Consider the following 20073-nt stretch of genomic DNA (forward strand, 5'->3'; position numbering starts at 1 on the left):
GCGGCACGCCCCTGTTCCATCATCACCGAACACGGGCGAAACGTTCACGCGGTTCAGCCGAGCGGGGTGTGTCCGAGCAGAACATGGCCGCTGAAGAGAATCTGCTTGGCGCGCGGCAGCGGATGGAACAGGCAGCCGTGTATATCGCGGTAGCGCATCTCGAGTTCGCTGGAGCGCGAGTAGCCGACGCCGCCGACCGTCTCGATGGCGAGCCGCACCGTCTCGATGAGCGCGTCAGCGGCGACCGTTTTGCGGCTGAGGGTGCGCGCGGCGTAGGCGTCGGTGTTGGCGAACTCGAGGTCGGCCGAGCCGGTGAACATGGCTTCGACCAGATCGGCCGCGGTGGTGTGGGCGTTGGCCAGCTCGCCGACCAGCTGCACGATGTGCGGATCGCCGCGACCGGACACCAAGGCCAGCGCGGTGTCGACAGCGCCGTCGGCGATGCCGAGGTAGGCGGCCAGGACGAGCGGCATCGCCGCGCCGATCACCACGTTCAGCAGCGGCGGCCAGACGTCGGCGGGCCGGATCAGCGAGATGGCGGCGTCGGGGACGAACACGTTCTCCAGCACCACCGTGTGCGAACCGGTCGCGCGCAAACCCAGAGTGTCCCAAGTCTTTTCGATACGGACGCCGGGCGCGCTCAGCGGTACCGCGCAGTGCAGCACCCGCGGGCCATCGGGACCTTCCTCGTAGCGGACGCTGGTGACCAGGACGGTGCCGACCTCGCAGCCGCTGGCCGGCGCTTTGCGCGCGTGCACCAGGTAGCCGCCGTCGACCCGCTCGGCGCGGCCGTTGGAGCCGACCCAGTCCGAGGCGCCGGTGCTGACCAGCAGCGCGCCGCCGACCACCTTCTGGAACAGCGGCGTGGCGTCGGCGCCGTGCTTGTGCCGCCAGAGCTGGGTGGCGACCAGGTGCGCGTGCATGGCGAAGGCCACCGCGGTGGACGGGTCGTGGCGGCCAAGTTCGCGCAGCACCTCGCCCATGTCGCGGTGCGTCGCGCCGCCGCCGCCGAACTCGGCGGGTACCAGGGCGGCCGACAGGCCGGTGTCGCGCAACAGGTCGAAGGCGGACGCGGAGATCTCGCCGCTGCGGTCGCGGTCGGCGACCTCGGCGCGCAGTGTCTCGCCGACCGAGCGGGCGCGCTCGATCCAGTCGGTGGTGGTCATTGCGGGGATAGCGGTAGTGGTCATGTTTCGAAGCTACGAAGCCCCGCGATAACCGAATAGTGCAGAAAGTGGACCGACCCGGTCCACGCAATGGACCGCGAGAACGCGAGGTGTGGCGTGACGACAGCGACGGCGAGCTACCGCCAGTACTGCCCAATCTCCCGGGCACTCGACCTGTTGGGTGAGCGATGGTCGCTGCTCATCCTGCGCGACCTGCTGGTCGGAACGACCCGCTTCAACGACTTGGCCCGCGGCCTGCCCGGCCTGTCGCGCACCCTGCTCGCCAAGCGGTTGCGCCAGTTCGAGCGGGCCGGGTTGATCGAGAAGATCGGCGGCCGGTATCTGCTCACCGAGGCAGGTCACGAGCTCGAGCCGATCCTGTTCGGCCTCGGCGCCTGGGGCGCGCGCTGGACCTTCGGCGAACCCGACCCGGACGAGCTCGACGCCGACCTGCTCGTCTGGTGGATGCACACCCGCGTGGACACCTCCTCGTTCCCCGGACTGCGGCAGGTGCTCGCGGTGCGGTTCACCGACGATCCGCGCCGCTACTGGATCGTCGTCGAACGCGGGGCGCCGTCGGTGTGCGTCACCGACCCCGGCTATCCGGTCGACGTCACCATCCGCTCCGACGTCGGCTCGCTCTACCAGGTGTGGTTGGGACGCATCCCGGTCCTGCACGCCCTGCGCACCGGCCGCCTCGAATTCACCGGCCCGCCCGCCCTCACCCGCCGCATGCCGACCGTGCTGCGACTGAGTCCCGTTGCGCCGTATTCGGATTCGCGACCCGAGCTGTCGTCGATATCGGCCTGACCGGTGCCGCCGTCGTATCCGTTCGGCGCTGCCGAGTGTCGTGCGGACGTCTCGTCCGAGGAGATGGCGCGAACGGGCACGTGACCGCGTATCACGCCGGGGCGCGGCGGTCCTTCCACAGGCCATAGAGCGCGACGATGGGTTTCAGCGGCATCCACTCGCCGAACCGGTACTCCGCTCCCCGGGCGAGACGCCGCGCCAGCGGCGGGCACTGCCGCGCGAGATAGTGCCGCGCCTTTTCGGCATGGCAGGGGAGAGAGACGATTTTGATCCGATCGACGTCCTCGAGGTACGGGATCGCGAAGGCGATGTTCTCCCAGGTGCTCCGGCTCCGATCCTCCAGGACGAGCTTGCCGCGGTACCCGCACGATTCGGTGGCGTAGCGAGCCATCAGCTCCGCCTCGGTGTGCGGGCCCGCGCACGCACCTCCGCACAACACGAGCCTGCTGTCGACCACCGACGGGTCGATGGACCGAAGCCCCGCGCGCACCCGCCACCGGTTCATGGCGTTGGCCCGCGCGCCCGCGTTGCGATAACCCAGCACCACGACCGCCTCGGAGGTTCCCGCAACCGACCCCACGAGTCGGCGAGACGCACGCCAGTTCCGCCACTCGCCCCACAGCATGACGAGCACGAGACCGGCGATAGCGAGCTGGAGCCGACTCCACATGGGTCCAGCCAAACACACGCGTCAAGCGGTCGTCGGCCGCACCGTGAGCCGATCTGCCGGGCATCCCAGGACGCCGCTAGGGATTCCGGGCGATATCGATGCGGACGGATTCGCTGTCCTCGATGACGAACACCCGGTCGCGTTTGGCCTGCCATTGCTGCGGCAGCAGGTAATAGCGGTCCGACGCGCGTGCGAGGAGCCACAGTCCGCTGTACGCGTATCGATACTTTCCGTTGGGTTCGGTGAGCTCACCGACTTGTGCTCCAGAGCCCTCGATGCCGAGGCGATCGACACTGAAGACGACGATGGCGGGGCGATCGACGAACCGCACCGCCTCCTGGTGCGCGGCGTCGTCGTGGCCCTTGCGCTCGGCGAAGGCTGCGACGGCCCAGACGTAGCCGATCATGGCGACGGCGACGAGCGCGATGGTCCTGACCTGCATGACGGTGCGAGACGGCCGCCGCACACCCAGCACGGTCGGGTATCGCCACCGCAGCCAGCTCGCGTAGCCGATCATCGCCGCGCCCGCGATCAGCAGGAATGGCGCCTCGACGGCCAGCGGACCGGCGAATCGCGTCGGCACGAACGCCAAGACGGCCACCACGGCCGCGAGCAGCATGCCCGCCGCGGTGAACACGAGAACCCACCGCCGCAATATGGTGCGCGGCCGCCCGCTCCGCAGCGCATGCCAGGCGGGAACCCCCCGTACCGCGAGCAAGGCGAGTATTCCGAACAGGGTGGCCAGCAGCGGCAGGAACATCGCGCCGACGCTGAACAGGACATAGTCCTGCGTCGAGAATTCGAGCGTTCCGGCGGGCACCCCGAAGTGTCCGAAGAACGCGCGGCTGTACGCCCAGCCGAAGTAGTAGAGCACCGCGGTCACGAAGGCCACCTGCGAGGCGATGGCTCCGAGCAAGGGGAGCAGCGCGACCGCGCGCGCGTCGATCGGGCTGCTCACCGGGTTGCCGTGGGGGTCGGCATGGAAGTCGTTTCGGCCGAAGTGGTCGTCGGCGCCCTGAGTGTGGTCGGGACCACGTGCGGCGTCGGGCTGAGGGTCGAGGGCGGACCGACCGTGGAAACCGTCGATGTCGGCCGAACGACGGGAGGCGCGGTGTTCGGAAGCAGCCCCGTCCGCGTGGGCGAAGCCGAACCCGGGAGCGACGTCGGCGCGGGCGAGGCCGCCGTCGTCACCGGCGTCGACGACGTCCGCGGTTCTTCGGTGACCGGGTCCGCGCAGCTGGCCGCGCCGATCGCGAGCAGCGCTACAGCGATGCAAAAACCATTACGCACGAACGGAATCCCCTCGTCCGAGCCATTGCGGGCATCGGAATTGTGGCACGGGGACCGCCCAGCTCGGGGTCATTCGCCGGGACCGCTGCCGACGGTCCCGGCGGGCATTCGGCTAGAGATTCCCGACGACGTGCTCCAGTCGCCGCGCGACCAACTCCCGCGCCTGCTCCCGCAGTGCGGGTCGGTATCCACTCGGATACACCGGATCGCCCGGCGCGTAGTTCTTCAAGACCTCCTTGGCGAGGGTGATCTTGTGCACCTCGGTGGGGCCGTCGGCGATCGCCATGACCTCGGCGTAGTTCATCATGTCGACGAACGGCAGGTCCTCGCTGACGCCGAGGGCGCCGTGCAGGTGCATGGCGCGCTGGGCGATGTCGTGCATGACCTTGGGCATGGCCACCTTGATGGCGGCGATGTCCTTGCGCACCTTCAGGTAGTCCTGTTCCTTGTCGATGCGCCACGCGGTGCGCAGCACGAGCAGCCGGAACTGCTCCATCTCGATCCAGCTGTCGGCGATGCGTTCCTGGGTCATCTGTAGGCCACCGAGCGGACCCTTGCGCATCTGCCGCGAGACCGCGCGCTCGCACATCATGTCGAAAGCCTTGCGCACCAACGCGACCGTGCGCATGGCGTGGTGCACCCGGCCGCCGCCGAGCCGGGTCTGCGCGACGACGAAACCCTGGCCCTCCGCGCCGAGCAGGTGATCGGCCGGGACCCGCACGTCGGTGAAGCGCAGGTGACCCTCGTGCTCGCTGAAGCCGCGCACGTGGAAGTTCTTGACGATCTCCAGGCCGGGGGCGTCGGCGGGCACGATGAACATCGACATGCCCTGGTACGGGCTGACATCCGGGTTGGTGACCACCATGACGATGTGGAAGCTGGCGAACTGCGCGTTGGAGTTGAACCACTTCTCGCCGTTGATCACCCAGTGGTCGCCGTCGCGCACCGCGCTGGTGCGGAACAGCGTCGGGTCCGAGCCGCCGGTGGGCTCGGTCATCACGTAGCAGGAACCGATCTCACCGGCCAGCAGCGGCTCCAGGTACTTCGCCTTCTGCTCGGGCGTGCCGTAGTGCGCGAGGATCTCGGCGTTGCCGGAATCCGGTGCCTGACAACCGAATACCGACGGCGCCCAGACCGAGGTGCCGAGCACCTCGTTGAGCAGCGCCAGCTTCATCTGCCCGTACCCCTGGCCGCCGAGTTCGGGGCCCAGGTGACAAGCCCACAGCCCGTGTTCCTTGACCTTCTCCTTCAGCGGCCGCATCAACGCCATGGCCTCGGCATTGCCGCGGTCGTAGGGATTCGGGTAGAGCAAATCGAGCGGCTCCACCTCGGTGCGGACGAATTCCGCCGCCCAGTCCAGCTTCCGCTGGAACTCCGGGTCGGTTTCGAAATCCCAAGCCATGGTCAGCCTTTCGTGTGGTTGTCGGTCACGACACCGTCGAGGACGGTGGCGGCGAGAATGTCGGCGATCGCGGCGGGGGAGTGGCCGCCGTGCGGGCGGTACCAGAGGGTCACGGTGTTCAGCATGCCGAGCACGCCGTTGGTGACCACGTGGTCGGCGGTGCGCAACACACCCGCGGCGTGTCCCGCGTCGAGCGTCTGCTGCCAGTGCAGCTGGATCCGGTCGCGCAGTTCCTGTAGTTGCTCGGCGCGCTCGCCGGTCAGCGAGCCCACGTCGCGCAGCTGGATGGCGACCTCGCGGCGGTGCTCGACGATCCGGCCGACGTGGCTGTGAATCAGCTTGCGCAGCTTGGTGATCGGATCGTCGTCACCGGCGGCGATGCGTTCGGCGTCGGCGAGCATGAGTTGGGTGTAGTCGCGCAGGATCTGCCAGAGCAGTTCCTCCTTGGACCCGATGTGGTAGTACAGCGCGCCGCGCTGGACGTCGGCGCGGTCGCCGATCTCGGCGACGCCGGTGCCGTGAAAACCCTTCTCCGCGAACAGCTCCACGGCGGCACGGACGATGCGCTCGCGCGTGTCGCCCGCCGTCGACTCCGCGGCGGGCGGGCGTCCGCGGCGGCGGGCGGGCGCGATGTCGTTCATTGCCACGGATCCAGCACGACTTTGCAGACCTTGTCGTCGCGCGCGGCGAACATGCGGTAGGCGTCGGGTCCTTCCGACATCGGCATCCGATGCGAGACAACCGCTTCCGGGCGCAGCCTGCCCGCGGCGGTCAGCTTCAGCAGCGCCGGCAGTTCGTACTGGACCGAGCACAGCCCGATGTGGAATTCGAGCTCCTTGACCTGCGCGAGCGGCATGTGGAACGGGTAGGCCCGATTCTGGCTGACCCCGACAACGCTGACCCGCCCGCGGTGGCCGACCACGCTGGTCGCCAGCTTGATCGTGGCATCCGCGCCGACCGCCTCGAGCGCCACATCGGCTCCGCCGCCGAGCATTTCGCGCACGGCCGTCTTCGGGTCCTCGGACTCGACCGGTTCCGCACCGAGTTCGGCCGCCCTGGCGCGCCGGTCCGCGACCAGGTCGACGCCGAGTACCCGGGCCGCGCCCATGGCGAACGCGGACTGCACCGCCATCAGCCCGACCGGCCCCAATCCGATCACCACCACCGTGTCGCCCGGCGCGATGCGCGCCCGCCGAGCGCCGTACCAGGCGGTCGGCGCGTTGTCGGTCAGTACGATGGCCGCCTCGTCGCCGATCGCGTCGGGCAGGCGCACCAGATTGCCGCCCGCGTGCGGCACCGCGAGCAACTGCGCCTGCGCCCCGGGCAGCGAACCGCCGAGCCCGTAGCACGCGTCGACCGGCAGCGGCTGCCGCTCGCACGCGGCGACGACGCCCGCCCGGCAGTTGCCGCAGCGGTCGCAGCCCGCCGACGCGGCCACGAGCACCCGGTCGCCGACCGAGAGTCCGTTGGCCTGCGGGCCGAGCTCGACGATCTCACCGACCGCCTCGTGCCCGACCCCGTAGCCGGTGCCGGGCGTGAATCCGTGGCCCGCGTAGATGTGCAGATCGCTGCCGCAGATCCCGGCCGCGGTGACCCGCACGATCGCGCCGTCCGGCCCCGGCAGCACCGGGTCGTCCAGCTCGCCGAACGAGATCGCTTGCGGCCCAGCGTAGGTGAGTGCCTTCACGAATACCTCCTGTTGATGGCGGTGGTGCCGCTGTTCATCGCCAACCGCCGTCGAGTGCGAGCGTGGCTCCGGTGCAGAACGACGACGCCACGGCTGCCGCCGGTGACCAGAACAACCTTGTCGGTGAGCGACACACGCGCGCCCTCCGTCGAAGAAATGTTCCGATCAGTACATTAAATGCGCCGGGCGCTAGGATCAAGAGGTTGTCCGGCCGACCGCCGACATCGTGAGACGCGCCGATCGATCGACCCCGATCAACGGCGTGGCGAAATACTTTGAGCCCCCGAGGCGTTCACCCGACGCCCCCGGCAGGCGCTGGCCCTCCGCAGGGATTGGGCCTACCGACGGGTAACATGAAACCGTCTTTTCCACCCGGCTTTCTCAGAAGTGAGGCAGTAGATGACAGAGCGGATTCAGGTCGGCGGGCTCCAGGTGGCCAGCGTTCTCCACGAGTTCGTCGAGAACGAGGCGCTTCCCGGTACCGGCGTAGATTCCGCCGCGTTCTGGGCTGGCGCCGAGCAGGTGATCAACGATCTCGCTCCGCGTAACCGCGCCCTGCTGGCCGAGCGCGACGAGATCCAGGGCAAGCTCGACGCCTGGCACGCGGAGAACCCGGGCGCGAACTACGACAAGGCCGCCTACAAGAACTTCCTGACCGAGATCGGCTACCTGCGCCCCGAGCCCGCCGACTTCCAGATCGAGACCCAGAACGTGGACGCCGAGATCGCGTCGACGGCCGGTCCGCAGCTGGTGGTTCCTGTGATGAACGCGCGCTTCGCGATCAACGCGGCCAACGCGCGCTGGGGCTCGCTCTACGACGCGCTCTACGGCACCGACGCCATCTCCGAGGCCAACGGCGCGGAGAAGGGCACCGGCTACAACAAGGTGCGCGGCGACAAGGTCATCGAGTGGGCGCGCAACTTCCTCGACGACGCCGTCACCCTGATCACCGGTTCGCACATCGGCTCCACCTCGTACAAGATCGTCGACGGCGAGCTGGAGGTCGGTCTCGAGGACGGCACCGAGATCGGTCTGGCCGACCCCTCGCAGCTGGTCGGTTACCTCGGTGACCCGGCCTCGCCCACCTCGGTGCTGCTGAAGCACAACGGCCTGCACATCGAGATCCAGATCGACCCGGAGTCGCCGATCGGCAGCACCGACACCGCGGGTGTCAAGGACGTCGTGCTGGAGTCCGCGGTCACCACGATCATGGACTTCGAGGACTCGGTCGCGGCGGTCGACGCCGAGGACAAGGTGCTCTGCTACCACAACTGGCTCGGCCTGATGAAGGGCACGCTGGCCGAAGAGGTCGCCAAGGGCGGCAAGACCTTCACCCGCACCATGAACCCGGACCGCGTCTACACCGCGTTGGACGGTTCCGAACTGGTGCTGCACGGCCGCTCGCTGCTGTTCGTGCGCAACGTCGGCCACCTGATGACCTCCGACGCCATCCTCGACAAGGACGGCAACGAAGTGCCCGAGGGCATCATGGACGGCCTGATCACCTCGCTGATCGCCAAGCACTCGCTCAACGGCGACACCGAGTTGAAGAACAGCCGCACCGGCTCGGTCTACATCGTGAAGCCGAAGATGCACGGCCCCGACGAGGTCGCCTTCACCAACGAGCTGTTCGGTCGTATCGAGGACGTCATCGGCCTGGACCGCAACACGCTCAAGGTCGGCATCATGGACGAGGAGCGCCGCACCACGGTGAACCTGAAGGCCTGCATCCAGGCCGCCAAGGAGCGTGTGGTGTTCATCAACACCGGCTTCCTCGACCGCACCGGCGACGAGATCCACACCTCCATGGAGGCCGGGCCGATGGTCCGCAAGGCCGACATGAAGGCCCAGCAGTGGATCCTGTCCTACGAGGACTGGAACGTCGACACCGGTCTGGACGCGGGCCTGCCCGGCAAGGCGCAGATCGGCAAGGGCATGTGGGCCATGCCGGACCTGATGGCCGACATGCTGGTCCAGAAGGTCGGCCACCCGAAGGCGGGCGCCAACACCGCGTGGGTGCCCTCGCCGACCGCCGCCACCCTGCACGCCACCCACTACCACCTGGTGGACGTGTTCAAGCGGCAGGCCGAGATCGCCAAGGGCGGTCGCCGCGCCACCGTCGACCAGATCCTGGAGATCCCGCTCGCCGCGGCGCCGAACTGGACCGCGGAGGAGAAGCAGCAGGAGCTGGACAACAACTCGCAGTCCATCCTCGGCTACGTCGTGCGCTGGATCGACCAGGGCGTCGGCTGCTCCAAGGTGCCCGACATCAAGGACGTCGCGCTGATGGAAGACCGTGCGACCCTGCGCATCTCGAGCCAGCTGATGGCGAACTGGCTGCGCCACGGCATCGTCACCGCCGACGAGGTGGTGGCCAGCCTGGAGCGGATGGCCCCGGTCGTCGACCGGCAGAACGCGGGCGACCCGAACTACCGCCCGATGGCCGCCGACTTCGCGGGCAGCATCGCTTTCCAGGCCGCCAAGGAACTGATCCTGGAGGGCACCAAGCAGCCCAACGGCTACACCGAGCCGATCCTGCACCGCCGCCGCCGCGAGGCCAAGGCGCTGGCTTGCGTGTAATGCGCTGAGCGACAACGAATCCCCCGGTCGATCGAGTCGACCGGGGGATTCGTCTTTTGGCGGGGCGGCGCGCAATTACGCCTTCGTGTCACGGAATGCGGCGTTCGCCGGGCGGTTGTGCCCTCAGCGAGCGCCGACGCCCTTCAGGATCTTCAGCATCCCGGTCAGGAGGGCGGCCCAGGCTCGATGCGAGACGCCCGCCGGCGGGGTGAAGCCCTGAATGCGTTGGTGGGCAACCGTTTGCGGCTCGGTGTACTTGAGAATGCCGTCGGCGCCATGGCGGCGACCGAGTCCCGAGTCGCCCATGCCGCCCATCGGTGCGTCGACGCTGCCCCACGCGGCGGCGAAGGCGTCGTTGACGTTGACTGTGCCCGCGTGCAGCCGGGCGGCGACGGCCCTGCCCTTGGCGCCGTCGCGGGTCCAGACGCTGGCGTTCAGACCGTACGGCGTGGCGTTGGCCCGCGCGATCGCGTCGTCGAGGTCGCGGTACGGGTAGATCGAGACGACCGGGCCGAAGGTCTCGTGGTCGTACAGCGTCATGTCGGGGGTGACGTCGGTGAGGATCGTCGGTTCGTAGAAGAGAGGACCGAGATCCGGTCGCGCCTTGCCGCCCGCGAGGACGGTCGCGCCCTTGGCAACGGCGTCCTCGACGTGCGCGGTGACCGTCTCCAATTGGGCCGGGTTGGTGAGACTTCCGACGACGCGGCTGAAGTCGTAGGCGGCGCCGATCTGAAGTTTCCGGGTGCGGGCGACGAACGCGGCGACGAATTCGTCGCGAATGGCTTCGGCCACGTACATGCGCTCGATGGAAACGCAGAGCTGGCCGGTCGAGGGGAAGCACGCGGCGATCGCGCCCTCGGCGGCGCGATCGATGTCGGCGTCGTCGAGGACGAGCATGGCGTTCTTGCCGCCGAGTTCCAGAGAGGCACCGATGAGACGTTGCCCGGCGTCGCGAGCGATCTGCCGTCCGCTGGCGGTGGACCCGGTGAACATCAAGTAGTCGGCGTTGTCCATCAGCGCGCCGCCGATGGAGCTGCCCCGCCCGACCACCATCTGCCACACGCCGGTCGGCAAACCCGCCTCGCGCATCAGGTCGAGTGCCCACAGCGCGGTGAGTGCGGTCTGGGTGTCGGGCTTCTGCACGACGGCGTTGCCTGCCATGAGCGCCGGAATGGCGTCGCCCGCAGCCATGCTCAGCGGGTAGTTCCACGGTGATACGACCGCGACGACGCCCTTGGGGTGGCGCAGTTCGGTGGTGTGGGTCAGCAGCGGGATCGCGCCGCGGCGGCGTTTGGGCGCGAGGAGTTTCGCCGCGCTCCGCGCGTAGTACCTGGCGGTGATCGCGATGTCGGTCACTTCGAGGAACGCGTCGCGGCGGGTCTTGCCGCTCTCGGCCTGCATCAGGTCCAAGACCTCGTTCTGCCGGTCGAGCAGGAGATCGTGGAAACGCAGCATGATCCTCTGTCGCTCACGCATGGATGTGGCGGCCCAGGCTGCCTGGGCGTCGCGGGCCCGCTGGAACGCGGTCTCGACGTCCGCGGGCGTCGAGACGGGCAGGTCGGCCAATGGGGCGCCGGTGTAGGGGGCGTTGGTGGTGACCCGTTCGGCGTCCGCGGTGGCGGTCACTCGAGCGGTCAGGCGCTCGATCAGGGCAGGGTTCAATGATGCGGGCAGGCCCGAGCCTCGGGCCAGGGTGGGTGCGTGATCGGTGGGCATGGCGGGGCTCCGTGGAGTTGTGGGGTGGAAGTCGTTCTCGCGGCCCTAGTTCCGGCTTCGGATCGAGGTCGGAACCGGCATGTGCAGGGCGAGTTGGCCTTCGGTGGTGACGTCGAGGCGGACGGTTTTGATCGGGTCGAGCGATCGCAGGTCCTCGGCCATGCGGCCCTGCCCGATCTGGAGGTCGATGTTGCGCGGGAAGCGTGCGGTTCCGGCCGAGAGCACGTTGATCTGGCTCAGGGTCGAATGCCAGGCGCCGTCGATGGTGGTGTAGGAGGTGAGTGAGGAGACGTGTTCGCCGGTCGGGTGGGCGGTCTGGGCGGGTGTGGCCGCCGACAGCGCCAGGTCCGTCTCGCCCGCGTCGTTGGTCACCCGTGCGGTGGTCCGGTCGGTGTCGATGTCGACATCGACACCGGTGACCCACTTGGGGAACCCGTAGCCGTCGTGGCCGCGCACCTGGGCGATATCGGTGCTGACCGGCAGCGACAGCACATAGGAGTGCAGATGGTCGTTGGCCAGGCCGGTCGCCAGATCGAAGAACCCGAGGCGCCCGTGCCGTGCCGGTCGCACGGCGATGCCGACGGCGGCTTCGGTGTAGAAGTCGATGTCGCACACCTCGTAGCGGAAGAACATCACCGACACCAGCCCGAAGCCCGGCGCGACCTCGAGCGGCGCCAACTCCTCGGGCAGGCGCGAACGGATCGCCCGCGAGCGCGCCAGCATCGTGAGCCGGGCGGTCGAGATGCGGTAGTAGAAGTTCGGCGTCAGCGTAGGACCGATGCGCGAATCGACCATCGTCTTGGGCATCCGCCGAAAGAAATCCACGCTGCTGACCCGGGGATCGCGGGCGACCTCGTCGAGGTCGGTGTTCATCCGGTACCGGTCGTACAGGCCGCCTTTCGGAACGGTGACCACGTGGCCACCCAGGTCGACCACGACGGTTTCCTGGTAGGTCGATGGCATGTGCTGCAGCTCCCTCGCTCAAATGTGCGCAGTGCTAACATCAGGCTAATCGGGGATGTAAGCGCTGTCAACAATGGTCGAAGGCTGCGGCGGAACTCACTTGGCGGGCTGGGCGCCCAGGTCGGTGACGAGCCGCTCGGCCAGTCGCTCCGAGGACTGCGGGTTCTGTCCGGTGTACAGATTGCGGTCGACCACGATGTGGGGCCGCAACGGAATCAGCGCTTTGGAGTATTCGACGCCCGCCTGCTTCAACCGGTCCTCCAGCAGCCACGGCGCCTTCCTGGCGAACCGGTTGAGCAGTTCCTCCCGATTGGACAGCCCGGTCATCCGGTAACCGGCGAAGGGTGAGGTCCCGTCGGGTGTGGTCGCGGCCAGGATCGCCGCGGGCGCGTGGCACAACAGCGCGAGTGGCTTGCCGGAGGCCAGCCGGTGGGCCAGCAGCGCGCCGGAGGTCTGGTCGTAGGCCAAGTCCTCCATGGGGCCGTGGCCGCCGGGGTAGAACACCACGTCGAACGCGTCCGCATCGACGGTGTCCAGGGGCACCGGGGTGGCGAGGGTGGTTTCGATGTCGTCGAGGTAGCGCTTGACGTCACGACGCTTCCGCGGCATTCCACCGGCGATGCCCAGGCTGAGCTGATCGAGCGTCGGCGCCTTGCCGCCCGGGGTCGCGACCGTGATGTCCCAGCCCGCCTCGGCGAAGATGCGGTGCGGGACCGCGACCTCTTCGGCCCAGAAACCCGACGGATGCACCGTGCCGTCGTTCAGCGTCCACCGGTCCGCTGCCGAGATCACGAACAGAACCTTCGTCATCTTCTTCCTCCTGTCTTCAGAGCACCGCCGCGCTCGGGTTTTCGATCTCCTGTAGCTCCTTCGACGCCAGCCATCGTGTGTAGCGCCGCAGCGCGCGACCCTGTACCAATTGGTCTGCGCTCAGGGCGAACGCCGGGTGGACACCGAGTGCGGGATTGTTCCCGGCGGCCATTCGGCGCATCTGATAGCGGACGCGCGCCATTTCGGCGAGAGCGGCGAGCGACTTGTCCGACCAGGTCACAGGCTTCAGGGTTCCGGTCGCCGCCGAACCCTCACGCCAACGGTTCGGTAGATCCGGGGTAGCCGCGAGCGCCGTTCCCATGCCGATCACCGCGACATTGTTCTCCAGTACGCGTTCGGCTGTTTCGCGGCGGGAGATTCCGCCGGTGAGCATCAGGGGCAGCGCGCTGGTTTCGGCCAGTTCGGCGGCCAGTTCGGTGCGATTGTTGACCAGGGGAGAAAGGAACTGCGACAGCAGATAGCCGTGCGCGGCATGTACTTCCACCCCGTCGAACCCGGCCTGCTCGGCCCGTCGTGCGGTGGTGGCGAAGCGCGTGATGGTGGCGGCGATCTGCTCGGGGGTCATCGCGATCGGTCGCCCGAATCGCTTGGAGTGGCGGCCCAGGCGGCCTTCCCCGCCTGCGCCCACGCCGCGAACGGCTCCAGCGGCGCCTCGGCGTCGAGGACGATGCCGCCCGGGCCGGTCAGCGCCTCGGCGTGCACCATCACGTTTCCCGTGATCAACAGGCCAGCACCGCCGGCGCCCCAACGCCGATAAAGCGAGATCAGGCGGTCGTCGGGCAGCTGCGCCCGCCCTGCCATCCCCTCTTCCATGGCCGCCTTCGCGATCCGGTTGCGCAATACCTGGCCGGATCGCAGCTGGAGGGGCGAGAACAGCTCGTCCGCCGCGGAACCACTCGACATCGGGAGTCTCCCTTCGATCGGAAATGTTTACATCGTTCACATTGTGAGCGCGGCGCTAACATTAGAAGGTGTATGTAAGCGCTGTCAACACTTGTTAGGTTGTAGCCATGGCAACGTCGACCACGTCGTATCACCACGGCGATCTACCCAATGCGCTGGTGCGCGCCGCCGTGGAGCTCCTCGAGGAAGGCGGCGCGACCGAGCTGTCGCTCCGCGCGGCAGCCCGGCGAGCCGGTGTGTCCACCGCGGCGCCATATCGTCACTTCGCCGACCGCAATGCCCTGTTGTCCGCCGTCGCGGCGGTGGGCTACCGCGAGCTGGCCGCGCATCTGGCCGCGGCGCATCCCGAACCGGCCACGAAGGAAGGGCTCGCCGCCACCGCGGTCGCCTACGTCCAATTCGCGCTGACGCGGCCGGGGCTGTTCCGGGTGATGTTCGCCGAGGGCTGTGATCCGACCAGCTCCGAGCGGGTTGCCGCGGTGGATGCGATCAACGAGTACCTCAAAGCCATTGTGCGGCAAGCATTTCCCACCGCCGATACGGAAGGGATGGCCACGGCGGTGTGGGCGCTTGTGCACGGTCTCGCCTTCCTGCACATGGACGGCAAGTTCGAGGCCGCGCCCGCCGAGGCGGTTGCCGATCGGATTCGCACCGCGGTCTACGCGATACTCGGACCCTGGGTCGGGTAATGGCTACCCGAGGTGCGGCGGATCGGGCGGCGTGCCGGGTCAGGGCTCGCGAACCGTGAGCACCACCTTGCCGACGGTCTCGGCGGAGTCCAGCAACGGGTGCGCCTCGGCGACGTCGGTGATGGGGACTTCGGCGGAAACGACCGGCACGACCTTTCCTTGGGAAATCAACGGCCACACATGCTCCCGCAGTTCGGCGATGATCTCGGCCTTCGATCCGGGACCGCGTTCCGGGCGGCGACGCAGGTTCGTCGCGTGGACGGAGCCGCGTTTGAACAGCAGCAGACCGAGATTCAGTTCCGCGGTTGCCCCGTCCTGCAATCCGATGATCGTCAGGTGGCCGTCCTCGGCCAGGGCCTGCACATTCCGCTGCAGATAGCCGGCGCCCATGATGTCGAGAATGACGTCGGCACCGGAATACTCGGTGGTCATGACATCCGCGAAATCCTGTTCGCGATAGTTGATCAATGTGGTGGCCCCTAGTTCCCTGGCCCGCTCCAGCTTGAATTGCGATCCCGCCGTCACCGCTACATGAGCGCCGAGCGCTCGGCCGACTTGAATCGCGTGCGTGCCGATTCCGCTGCCGCCGCCGTGAATCAGCAGCGCGTGTCCACTGCGCAGACCCGCGGTCATCACCAGATTCGACCAGACGGTAGCGGCGGCCTCGGGCAGCGCTGCCGCTGCGGTCGTGCTCACGCCCTCGGGCACCGGAAGCAGTTGAGTGGCGGGTACGTTCACCCGTTCGGCGTAGCCGCCGCCTGCCAACAGCGCGCACACGGCGTCGCCGGGCTGCCAATCCGCCACGCCCGCACCGACTTCGGCGACGAAACCGGAAACCTCCAGGCCAAGGATTTCGCTCGCGCCGGGCGGCGGCGGGTAGAGGCCGTAGCGTTGCATGACGTCGGCGCGATTCACCCCCGCGGCCACCACGTCGATGGCCACTTCGCCAGGGCCGGGGGCGGGCAGGTCGTCCACCCGGGCCCATTTCATGACCTCCGGTCCACCGAAGCTGTCGAGCGTCACCGCGTACATCCCAGTTTTCCCTTTCGACGGGCATAATGTGTACAGTGCTTACACTACCTTAGTGTAAGCGGCGTCAACATATTGGTTATCGATATCACTGCCCCAGCGGTCGGCGCCGCGAAATCACGGTCGCCGACGGATGCCGTCGAATTACCGTGGCACCTCGGCCCACGTGGAATACTTCGGCTGACTGGCAGCTCCGCGTTCCCCAATCGGCAACCGAATGGAGGACCGATGAGTGATATCGGTCAAATCTTCTACTGGGTCAAGCCCGACGGACGCTTGCAGTGGGCTCGTCACGACGGAGTATCGGACGGCACGAACGCCTGGACGGGGCTCGGTGGAGGGGTGACCGTCGGTTCCGGCTGGGATGCCTACAGCTCCGTTTTCTGCGGCGGAGCGCAGGGGATCATCTACGCGGTCACGCCGGCGGGGGATCTGCACTGGTACAGCCACGAGGGGTTCGAGGACGGTACCGCGACCTGGACGGCGGGGGATGGCGGCCGTCTCGTAGGGAGCGGCTGGAATGCGTATGCCCAGGTGTTCGCGGGTGGTACCCGGGTGGTGGCGGGGCAGCCCAACGGTTTCGTCATCTACGGGATCACGCCCGAGGGTGATCTGTATTGGCATCGCCACGACGGGTGGACCGACGGGTCGCCGTCGTGGACCGGGGGTGCGGGCGGTCGGCGCGTCGGCGCCGGGTGGGGCGTGTATCCGAAAGTGTTCTCGATCGGCCGCGGCGTCATCTACGGGATCACGGCCGACGGTGAGATGGACTGGTACCGCCATGACGGCTGGATCGACGGATCGCCCACCTGGACCGCGAGTGCGGGCGGTCGACGGGTCGGCAGCGGCTGGGATGCGTACCGCAGGGTGTTCGGCTCCTACGACGGCAGCGGCCAGATCTACCGCATCGACGGAAACGACGACCTGGAGTGGTACCGACACGACGGTTGGCAGACGGGGGAGCCGAGCTGGACCGCAGGAGGCGGAGGCGGGAAAGTCGGCGGCGGTTTTCGTGACGCCGTCTTCCCCGGAGCGATGATCGGGCCGTCCTGAGACTTCGTCGCTCCAACCACGAGCCTGTCAGCGGCGGGTGGGATTGGGTGGGGTTGCCGAGGGTATGCGGGCGGTGTGATCCCTGGGGTGATCGACGAATCGTTCTGGATGGATTCCACCGACGCGACCGCGTACCCACCTCTGGTCGCGGACACGGCCGTGGATGTGGCCGTCGTCGGCGGCGGGATCGCCGGGTTGTGCACGGCGTGGGCAACGGCGTGCTCGCCGCCCGGCTGCTGACCGGCTTGATAACCGGCGATCCGCCGCCGTGGACGGATCTGTACGACCCGCGGCGGCTGCATCTGATGGCCGAAGCCGGTCCTCTGCTGAAAGCTCAGTCCAAGGTCGCGAAACACTTCATCGGCGACCGGCTTCGCAGCTCGCACGTCGACTCGGTAGCGGACATCGCACCCGGGACCGGTGCGGTCGTACGGGTGGCCGGGCAGCGGTGCGCGGTGTTTCGTGACAACGCTGGAACGCCGCACGCGGTCTCGGCGACCTGCACACATCTCGGTTGCCTCGTCGCGTTCAACGACGCCGAACGGGCCTGGGAGTGCCCGTGCCACGGCTCACGCTTCGGCATCGACGGCGCTGTCATCCATGGCCCGGCGATCCGGCCTCTCGAACGTCGCCGCTTGCCCGACCAGCACGACGAGCATCGGTGAGCCGGTGTCTCGATCCCGCGCCGTCTAATGGATCGGGGTGAAGCCGGCGCCGACGCCACCCTGGGCCGCGAGGTCCGCCAGCACGCCGCTGATTCCGGTGAACTGGATGGGCGCCCAGATACGCATCAGGTTGATCGAGGAGGCGATGCCCACCAGCGCCGAGCCCGCGTAGGCCGGACCACCGGAATCGCCAGGAAAGACCAGCTGCCAGGACCGCACCGCGTTGCCGTCGCGTTCGAGCATGTTGCCGCAGGTGTGCTCGGTGACCTGGCCGTACTTGCACAGCAGCTGTTTGGGATCGAGCTGAGTCGTGATGCGGTCGACGCGCCTGCCCGCCGGGGTGAGGTTGGTGGGCTTGACGATCTTGGGGTCGAGCTGGATCACCGCGTAGTCGAGCTGGGCGTCCTCCAGGAAGGGCGCCGAAGGCCACTTGCTCGACCACGCCGCGAAGAACCCGACGTCTCGGCCGCCGACGCTCACGCGCTGGTTCGGAACGCGCATGCAGTGCCCGGCGGTCAGCGCGACCAGGTTGCCGTGGCGGTCGTTGCCGACGGAGGCGATGGTGCAAAGCCCGATGGAGGTTCCCGGGCCGACGATGACGCGATCGTCGGCGTGGGCCTCGACAGCGGGGAGGATGGCAAGGCCGAGCGCGCAGAGTGCAGCGGAGACGGTGGTCTCGAGCTTCACGAATATCCCCTTTCTCGACAATGCTCAGAGTGTGGTGTCGGCCCGGCACCCAGGTCGGTGGCCTGGATCCGCAGGGTCATCTGGGGAGGCTTGTCCGGTCGTCGAGCAAACCGGTATCGACCAGCGCGAACGTCGGCGACTGCCGCGGACGGCTGGAACTCACCCGCACATCCCAACACGGCCGACCGCGCAGACGATCGACGACACGCTCGGAGAAATTCTGCCGGACTCGAGGCCCTCGGTGGCGGGGAACGGGTAATCGCGTGATTCGCCGCTGACCGGCTGCGATGCGGCTCAGCCGGGGAGCCCATGCAGGCACCGCACCGGTCGCCCCCCGCTTGCCTGGACTGCGGATCGCGTGGTCCGCCGATCCCAGAGACGATCCTCGGCGAGGCGGCGGCTGGCACAGCGTGGGTGGCGGCCTCGGCCGCTCTGGAGAAGTGACCGCCCGCGAGGAATCGAGAAGATTCGCGCACCGACAAGTTTCGGTCGACCGGCAGGTGGCACGGGGCCCGCGCCACCTGCTCGGTCGATGGGTCAGCGCACCAGCTTCGCTCGAAGTTCGGTTATCGTGTCCGCGCTGAGTCCCAGGCCGTCGGCGAGATAGTTCTCGACCGAGCCGCAGCGCAGTGCCGATAGCCTGCGCGCTGGTCTGCAAGTTGCGGCGAACCGTCCAAAGCCGTGGCCACCCTCAGCGGTGGTCTTACACAGCGACGGCGTAGACCTGACCGTCGCCGCCGTAAACGTAGGCGGTGCGGTCGACGATCGTCACTGTGCTCTCGACGGAGCCGATCTCGCACTGCCCGCGGAGTGCACCGGTGGCGGCGTCGAGCGCTTGCAGCATTCTTGCCGATACCACGTACACCTGCCCGTCAGCGACCACCGGGGGCGCTGGCGTAGCCGAGGACTTCCATCGAGTGCGCCCGGTGCGTCGATCGAGAGCCTGCACAGCGGTGGGGGAGCCGACGACGCCGCTGCGTTTGGTGTTGCCGCCGAGGAAGACCGAGTCCCCCGATGCTGTCGCGAAGTCGCCTTGGATGTCGTCGCGTGCCCAGAGCCGGGCGCCGGTGGCGAGGTCGAACGCCTCGGCGTCGCTGTAGCCGAGCGCGATGACGAGATCGCCGCAGACGTGCACGTTCAGCGGGACTGCCTTGGTCTCGGCGCGCCATCGCGGGGTCCCGGTCACCGCATCGACCACTACTAGCGCGCGTGCTTCGATCGCCGCCACGACCCCGGCGCCGGCGGCGAAAGCCTCGGCGCGCAACGGGACCGTCCACCGCACGGAGCCGGTGGCGGCATCGAGGGCAGCGAGATGATCCGACAGCCCCGTGCGGTGTAAACGGTCGCCGGTTCGGCGGTGACAGCCAGGCCCGCGAGCCCCGAGGTGTCGTCGGTGTGCCAGCGCGGTGTCCCGGTCGTGCTGTCGAAGGCGGTGAGATGGCGGCCGAGACCGATGACGGTGTCGCCGACGACCAAGGGCCCCAGTGGTCTCAGCGTCGGGCCGAGCTTTTCGAGCGGCGCGCTCCACACCTGCGCACCGCTCGCGGCGTCCAGCGCGCGAAGCCGGTCATCGGATCCGGTGACGAACACACGCCCACCCGCGACTGCCGGCGGGCTCCAGTACCTATCGCTGCGCGCAAAGGCGGAGGCCGTCCAGATCACCTTCCACGAACCCGTTTTCGCGGGACCAGCCACCCCCGGCACCGGATCCTCGCGCACCAAACCGGGTATCGTGAACGCGCCGACCGAGGCCAGCGCACCCACACCGATCCCGCCAAGTCCCGCCGCGATCAGGGTTCGACGGCGCGTTCGGCGCGGTGACAGCGGGCCACCGCCTTGCGCAGGTGCGGCATGCCCGCTGTGGCCATCGACGCCGGACTGCTCCTGATCCATCCCATATCCTCCCCGCCGGGCGACCTGTGAAGCCCAATG

The 20073-nt window shown here is 68.3% G+C and carries 19 protein-coding genes and 2 pseudogenes; 6 read left to right on the forward strand and 15 right to left on the reverse strand.

What is annotated here, in order from left to right; genetic code table 11:
- Window positions 1-53: 53 nt before the first annotated feature.
- Window positions 54-1190 (reverse strand): acyl-CoA dehydrogenase family protein, encoded by a 1137-nt coding sequence (locus tag CRP45_RS01645; protein WP_097243484.1) that lies wholly within the window; start codon window positions 1188-1190, stop codon window positions 54-56.
- A 93-nt stretch (window positions 1191-1283) separates the two neighbouring features.
- Here CRP45_RS01645 and CRP45_RS01650 point away from each other — a divergent pair, with 93 nt between their 5' ends.
- Complete coding sequence (locus CRP45_RS01650; RefSeq protein WP_218841062.1) at window positions 1284-1976, forward strand: winged helix-turn-helix transcriptional regulator; 693 nt, start codon at window positions 1284-1286, stop codon at window positions 1974-1976.
- A gap of 91 nt (window positions 1977-2067) precedes the next feature.
- Here the strand turns inward: CRP45_RS01650 and CRP45_RS01655 are convergent, their stop codons facing one another.
- The 5 genes from CRP45_RS01655 to CRP45_RS01675 all read right to left on the reverse strand — a co-directional run bounded on the left by CRP45_RS01655 (window position 2068) and on the right by CRP45_RS01675 (window position 7025).
- Window positions 2068-2646 carry a YdcF family protein gene (locus CRP45_RS01655; protein ID WP_097243486.1) on the reverse strand — a complete coding sequence of 193 codons (579 nt, stop codon included), beginning with the start codon at window positions 2644-2646 and terminating at the stop codon, window positions 2068-2070.
- 76 nt (window positions 2647-2722) lie between these two features.
- Window positions 2723-3922 carry a hypothetical protein gene (locus CRP45_RS01660; RefSeq protein WP_097243487.1) on the reverse strand — a complete coding sequence of 400 codons (1200 nt, stop codon included), beginning with the start codon at window positions 3920-3922 and terminating at the stop codon, window positions 2723-2725.
- A gap of 126 nt (window positions 3923-4048) precedes the next feature.
- Window positions 4049-5338, reverse strand: coding sequence for an acyl-CoA dehydrogenase family protein (locus tag CRP45_RS01665; protein WP_097243488.1), 1290 nt, complete (start codon window positions 5336-5338; stop codon window positions 4049-4051).
- Window positions 5339-5340: 2 nt separating this feature from the next.
- Entirely contained in the window at window positions 5341-5979 is a 639-nt protein-coding gene (locus CRP45_RS01670; RefSeq protein ID WP_097243489.1) for a TetR/AcrR family transcriptional regulator, read from the reverse strand.
- Window positions 5976-7025, reverse strand: coding sequence for a zinc-binding dehydrogenase (locus tag CRP45_RS01675; RefSeq protein WP_097243490.1), 1050 nt, complete (start codon window positions 7023-7025; stop codon window positions 5976-5978). Before CRP45_RS01675 ends, CRP45_RS01670 begins: the two co-directional genes overlap by 4 nt.
- Window positions 7026-7424: 399 nt before the next feature.
- Between CRP45_RS01675 and CRP45_RS01680 the strand changes: the two genes are divergently transcribed.
- Window positions 7425-9605 carry a malate synthase G gene (locus CRP45_RS01680; protein WP_097243491.1) on the forward strand — a complete coding sequence of 727 codons (2181 nt, stop codon included), beginning with the start codon at window positions 7425-7427 and terminating at the stop codon, window positions 9603-9605.
- Window positions 9606-9728: 123 nt separating this feature from the next.
- Here CRP45_RS01680 and CRP45_RS01685 read toward each other — a convergent pair whose 3' ends face one another.
- The 4 genes and pseudogenes from CRP45_RS01685 to CRP45_RS35045 form a co-directional block, all read right to left on the reverse strand.
- Window positions 9729-11321 carry a succinic semialdehyde dehydrogenase gene (locus CRP45_RS01685; RefSeq protein ID WP_097243492.1) on the reverse strand — a complete coding sequence of 531 codons (1593 nt, stop codon included), beginning with the start codon at window positions 11319-11321 and terminating at the stop codon, window positions 9729-9731.
- A 45-nt stretch (window positions 11322-11366) separates the two neighbouring features.
- Window positions 11367-12284, reverse strand: a complete 918-nt coding sequence (locus tag CRP45_RS01690) for an acetoacetate decarboxylase family protein (RefSeq protein WP_097243493.1) — start codon at window positions 12282-12284, stop codon at window positions 11367-11369.
- A gap of 96 nt (window positions 12285-12380) precedes the next feature.
- Window positions 12381-13094, reverse strand: a complete 714-nt coding sequence (locus CRP45_RS01695) for a type 1 glutamine amidotransferase domain-containing protein (RefSeq protein ID WP_097243494.1) — start codon at window positions 13092-13094, stop codon at window positions 12381-12383.
- A gap of 16 nt (window positions 13095-13110) precedes the next feature.
- Window positions 13111-14018: pseudogene (locus tag CRP45_RS35045) on the reverse strand (oxidoreductase).
- Window positions 14019-14125: 107 nt separating this feature from the next.
- Here CRP45_RS35045 and CRP45_RS01705 point away from each other — a divergent pair.
- A complete protein-coding gene (locus CRP45_RS01705) occupies window positions 14126-14707 on the forward strand; it encodes a TetR/AcrR family transcriptional regulator (RefSeq protein WP_067778526.1) in 582 nt (193 codons plus the stop codon).
- A 39-nt stretch (window positions 14708-14746) separates the two neighbouring features.
- On the opposite strand, the gene CRP45_RS01710 is transcribed toward CRP45_RS01705, so the two are convergent.
- Complete coding sequence (locus CRP45_RS01710; RefSeq protein WP_097243495.1) at window positions 14747-15739, reverse strand: NAD(P)H-quinone oxidoreductase; 993 nt, start codon at window positions 15737-15739, stop codon at window positions 14747-14749.
- A 225-nt stretch (window positions 15740-15964) separates the two neighbouring features.
- On the opposite strand from CRP45_RS01710, the gene CRP45_RS01715 reads away from it, so the two are divergent.
- The 3 genes from CRP45_RS01715 (at window position 15965) to CRP45_RS33605 (ending at window position 17454) form a co-directional block, all read left to right on the forward strand.
- Window positions 15965-16789, forward strand: coding sequence for a tachylectin-related carbohydrate-binding protein (locus CRP45_RS01715; RefSeq protein ID WP_097243496.1), 825 nt, complete (start codon window positions 15965-15967; stop codon window positions 16787-16789).
- An 87-nt stretch (window positions 16790-16876) separates the two neighbouring features.
- Window positions 16877-17029: a hypothetical protein gene (locus CRP45_RS34380; protein WP_245909821.1), complete on the forward strand. Its 153-nt coding sequence runs from the start codon at window positions 16877-16879 to the stop codon at window positions 17027-17029.
- The gene (locus CRP45_RS33605; RefSeq protein WP_245909823.1) at window positions 16996-17454 is read left to right on the forward strand and encodes a Rieske 2Fe-2S domain-containing protein; all 459 of its coding nucleotides are present in this window, start codon (window positions 16996-16998) and stop codon (window positions 17452-17454) included. Before CRP45_RS34380 ends, CRP45_RS33605 begins: the two co-directional genes overlap by 34 nt.
- 24 nt (window positions 17455-17478) lie before the next feature.
- On the opposite strand, the gene CRP45_RS01725 is transcribed toward CRP45_RS33605, so the two are convergent.
- The 4 genes and pseudogenes from CRP45_RS01725 to CRP45_RS34385 form a co-directional block, all read right to left on the reverse strand.
- Window positions 17479-18141 carry a chymotrypsin family serine protease gene (locus CRP45_RS01725; RefSeq protein ID WP_097243497.1) on the reverse strand — a complete coding sequence of 221 codons (663 nt, stop codon included), beginning with the start codon at window positions 18139-18141 and terminating at the stop codon, window positions 17479-17481.
- A 703-nt stretch (window positions 18142-18844) separates the two neighbouring features.
- Complete coding sequence (locus tag CRP45_RS35375) at window positions 18845-19090, reverse strand: outer membrane protein assembly factor BamB family protein (protein WP_483869970.1); 246 nt, start codon at window positions 19088-19090, stop codon at window positions 18845-18847.
- A gap of 18 nt (window positions 19091-19108) precedes the next feature.
- Window positions 19109-19450 (reverse strand): annotated as a pseudogene (locus CRP45_RS35380) (outer membrane protein assembly factor BamB family protein); the annotation flags it as partial.
- Window positions 19342-20034: an outer membrane protein assembly factor BamB family protein gene (locus tag CRP45_RS34385; protein ID WP_097243499.1), complete on the reverse strand. Its 693-nt coding sequence runs from the start codon at window positions 20032-20034 to the stop codon at window positions 19342-19344. The pseudogene CRP45_RS35380 and the gene CRP45_RS34385, both read right to left, overlap by 109 nt.
- Between the last annotated feature and the right edge of the window lie 39 nt (window positions 20035-20073).

This window comes from Nocardia amikacinitolerans, from assembly GCF_900215415.1.
Lineage (GTDB): Bacteria > Actinomycetota > Actinomycetes > Mycobacteriales > Mycobacteriaceae > Nocardia > Nocardia amikacinitolerans.

What these genes read in the sequence shown, in the direction of transcription:
- CRP45_RS01715 (WP_097243496.1), top strand. Translation starts at nt 15,965, where the DNA reads ATGAGTGATATCGGTCAAATCTTCTACTGGGTCAAGCCCGACGGACGC.
- CRP45_RS01645 (WP_097243484.1), bottom strand. Translation starts at nt 1,190, where the DNA reads ATGACCACTACCGCTATCCCCGCAATGACCACCACCGACTGGATCGAG.
- CRP45_RS01680 (WP_097243491.1), top strand. Translation starts at nt 7,425, where the DNA reads ATGACAGAGCGGATTCAGGTCGGCGGGCTCCAGGTGGCCAGCGTTCTC.
- CRP45_RS01705 (WP_067778526.1), top strand. Translation starts at nt 14,126, where the DNA reads ATGGCAACGTCGACCACGTCGTATCACCACGGCGATCTACCCAATGCG.
- CRP45_RS01695 (WP_097243494.1), bottom strand. Translation starts at nt 13,094, where the DNA reads ATGACGAAGGTTCTGTTCGTGATCTCGGCAGCGGACCGGTGGACGCTG.
- CRP45_RS01690 (WP_097243493.1), bottom strand. Translation starts at nt 12,284, where the DNA reads ATGCCATCGACCTACCAGGAAACCGTCGTGGTCGACCTGGGTGGCCAC.
- CRP45_RS01665 (WP_097243488.1), bottom strand. Translation starts at nt 5,338, where the DNA reads ATGGCTTGGGATTTCGAAACCGACCCGGAGTTCCAGCGGAAGCTGGAC.
- CRP45_RS01710 (WP_097243495.1), bottom strand. Translation starts at nt 15,739, where the DNA reads ATGTACGCGGTGACGCTCGACAGCTTCGGTGGACCGGAGGTCATGAAA.
- CRP45_RS01670 (WP_097243489.1), bottom strand. Translation starts at nt 5,979, where the DNA reads ATGAACGACATCGCGCCCGCCCGCCGCCGCGGACGCCCGCCCGCCGCG.
- CRP45_RS01685 (WP_097243492.1), bottom strand. Translation starts at nt 11,321, where the DNA reads ATGCCCACCGATCACGCACCCACCCTGGCCCGAGGCTCGGGCCTGCCC.
- CRP45_RS34385 (WP_097243499.1), bottom strand. Translation starts at nt 20,034, where the DNA reads ATGGATCAGGAGCAGTCCGGCGTCGATGGCCACAGCGGGCATGCCGCA.
- CRP45_RS01655 (WP_097243486.1), bottom strand. Translation starts at nt 2,646, where the DNA reads ATGTGGAGTCGGCTCCAGCTCGCTATCGCCGGTCTCGTGCTCGTCATG.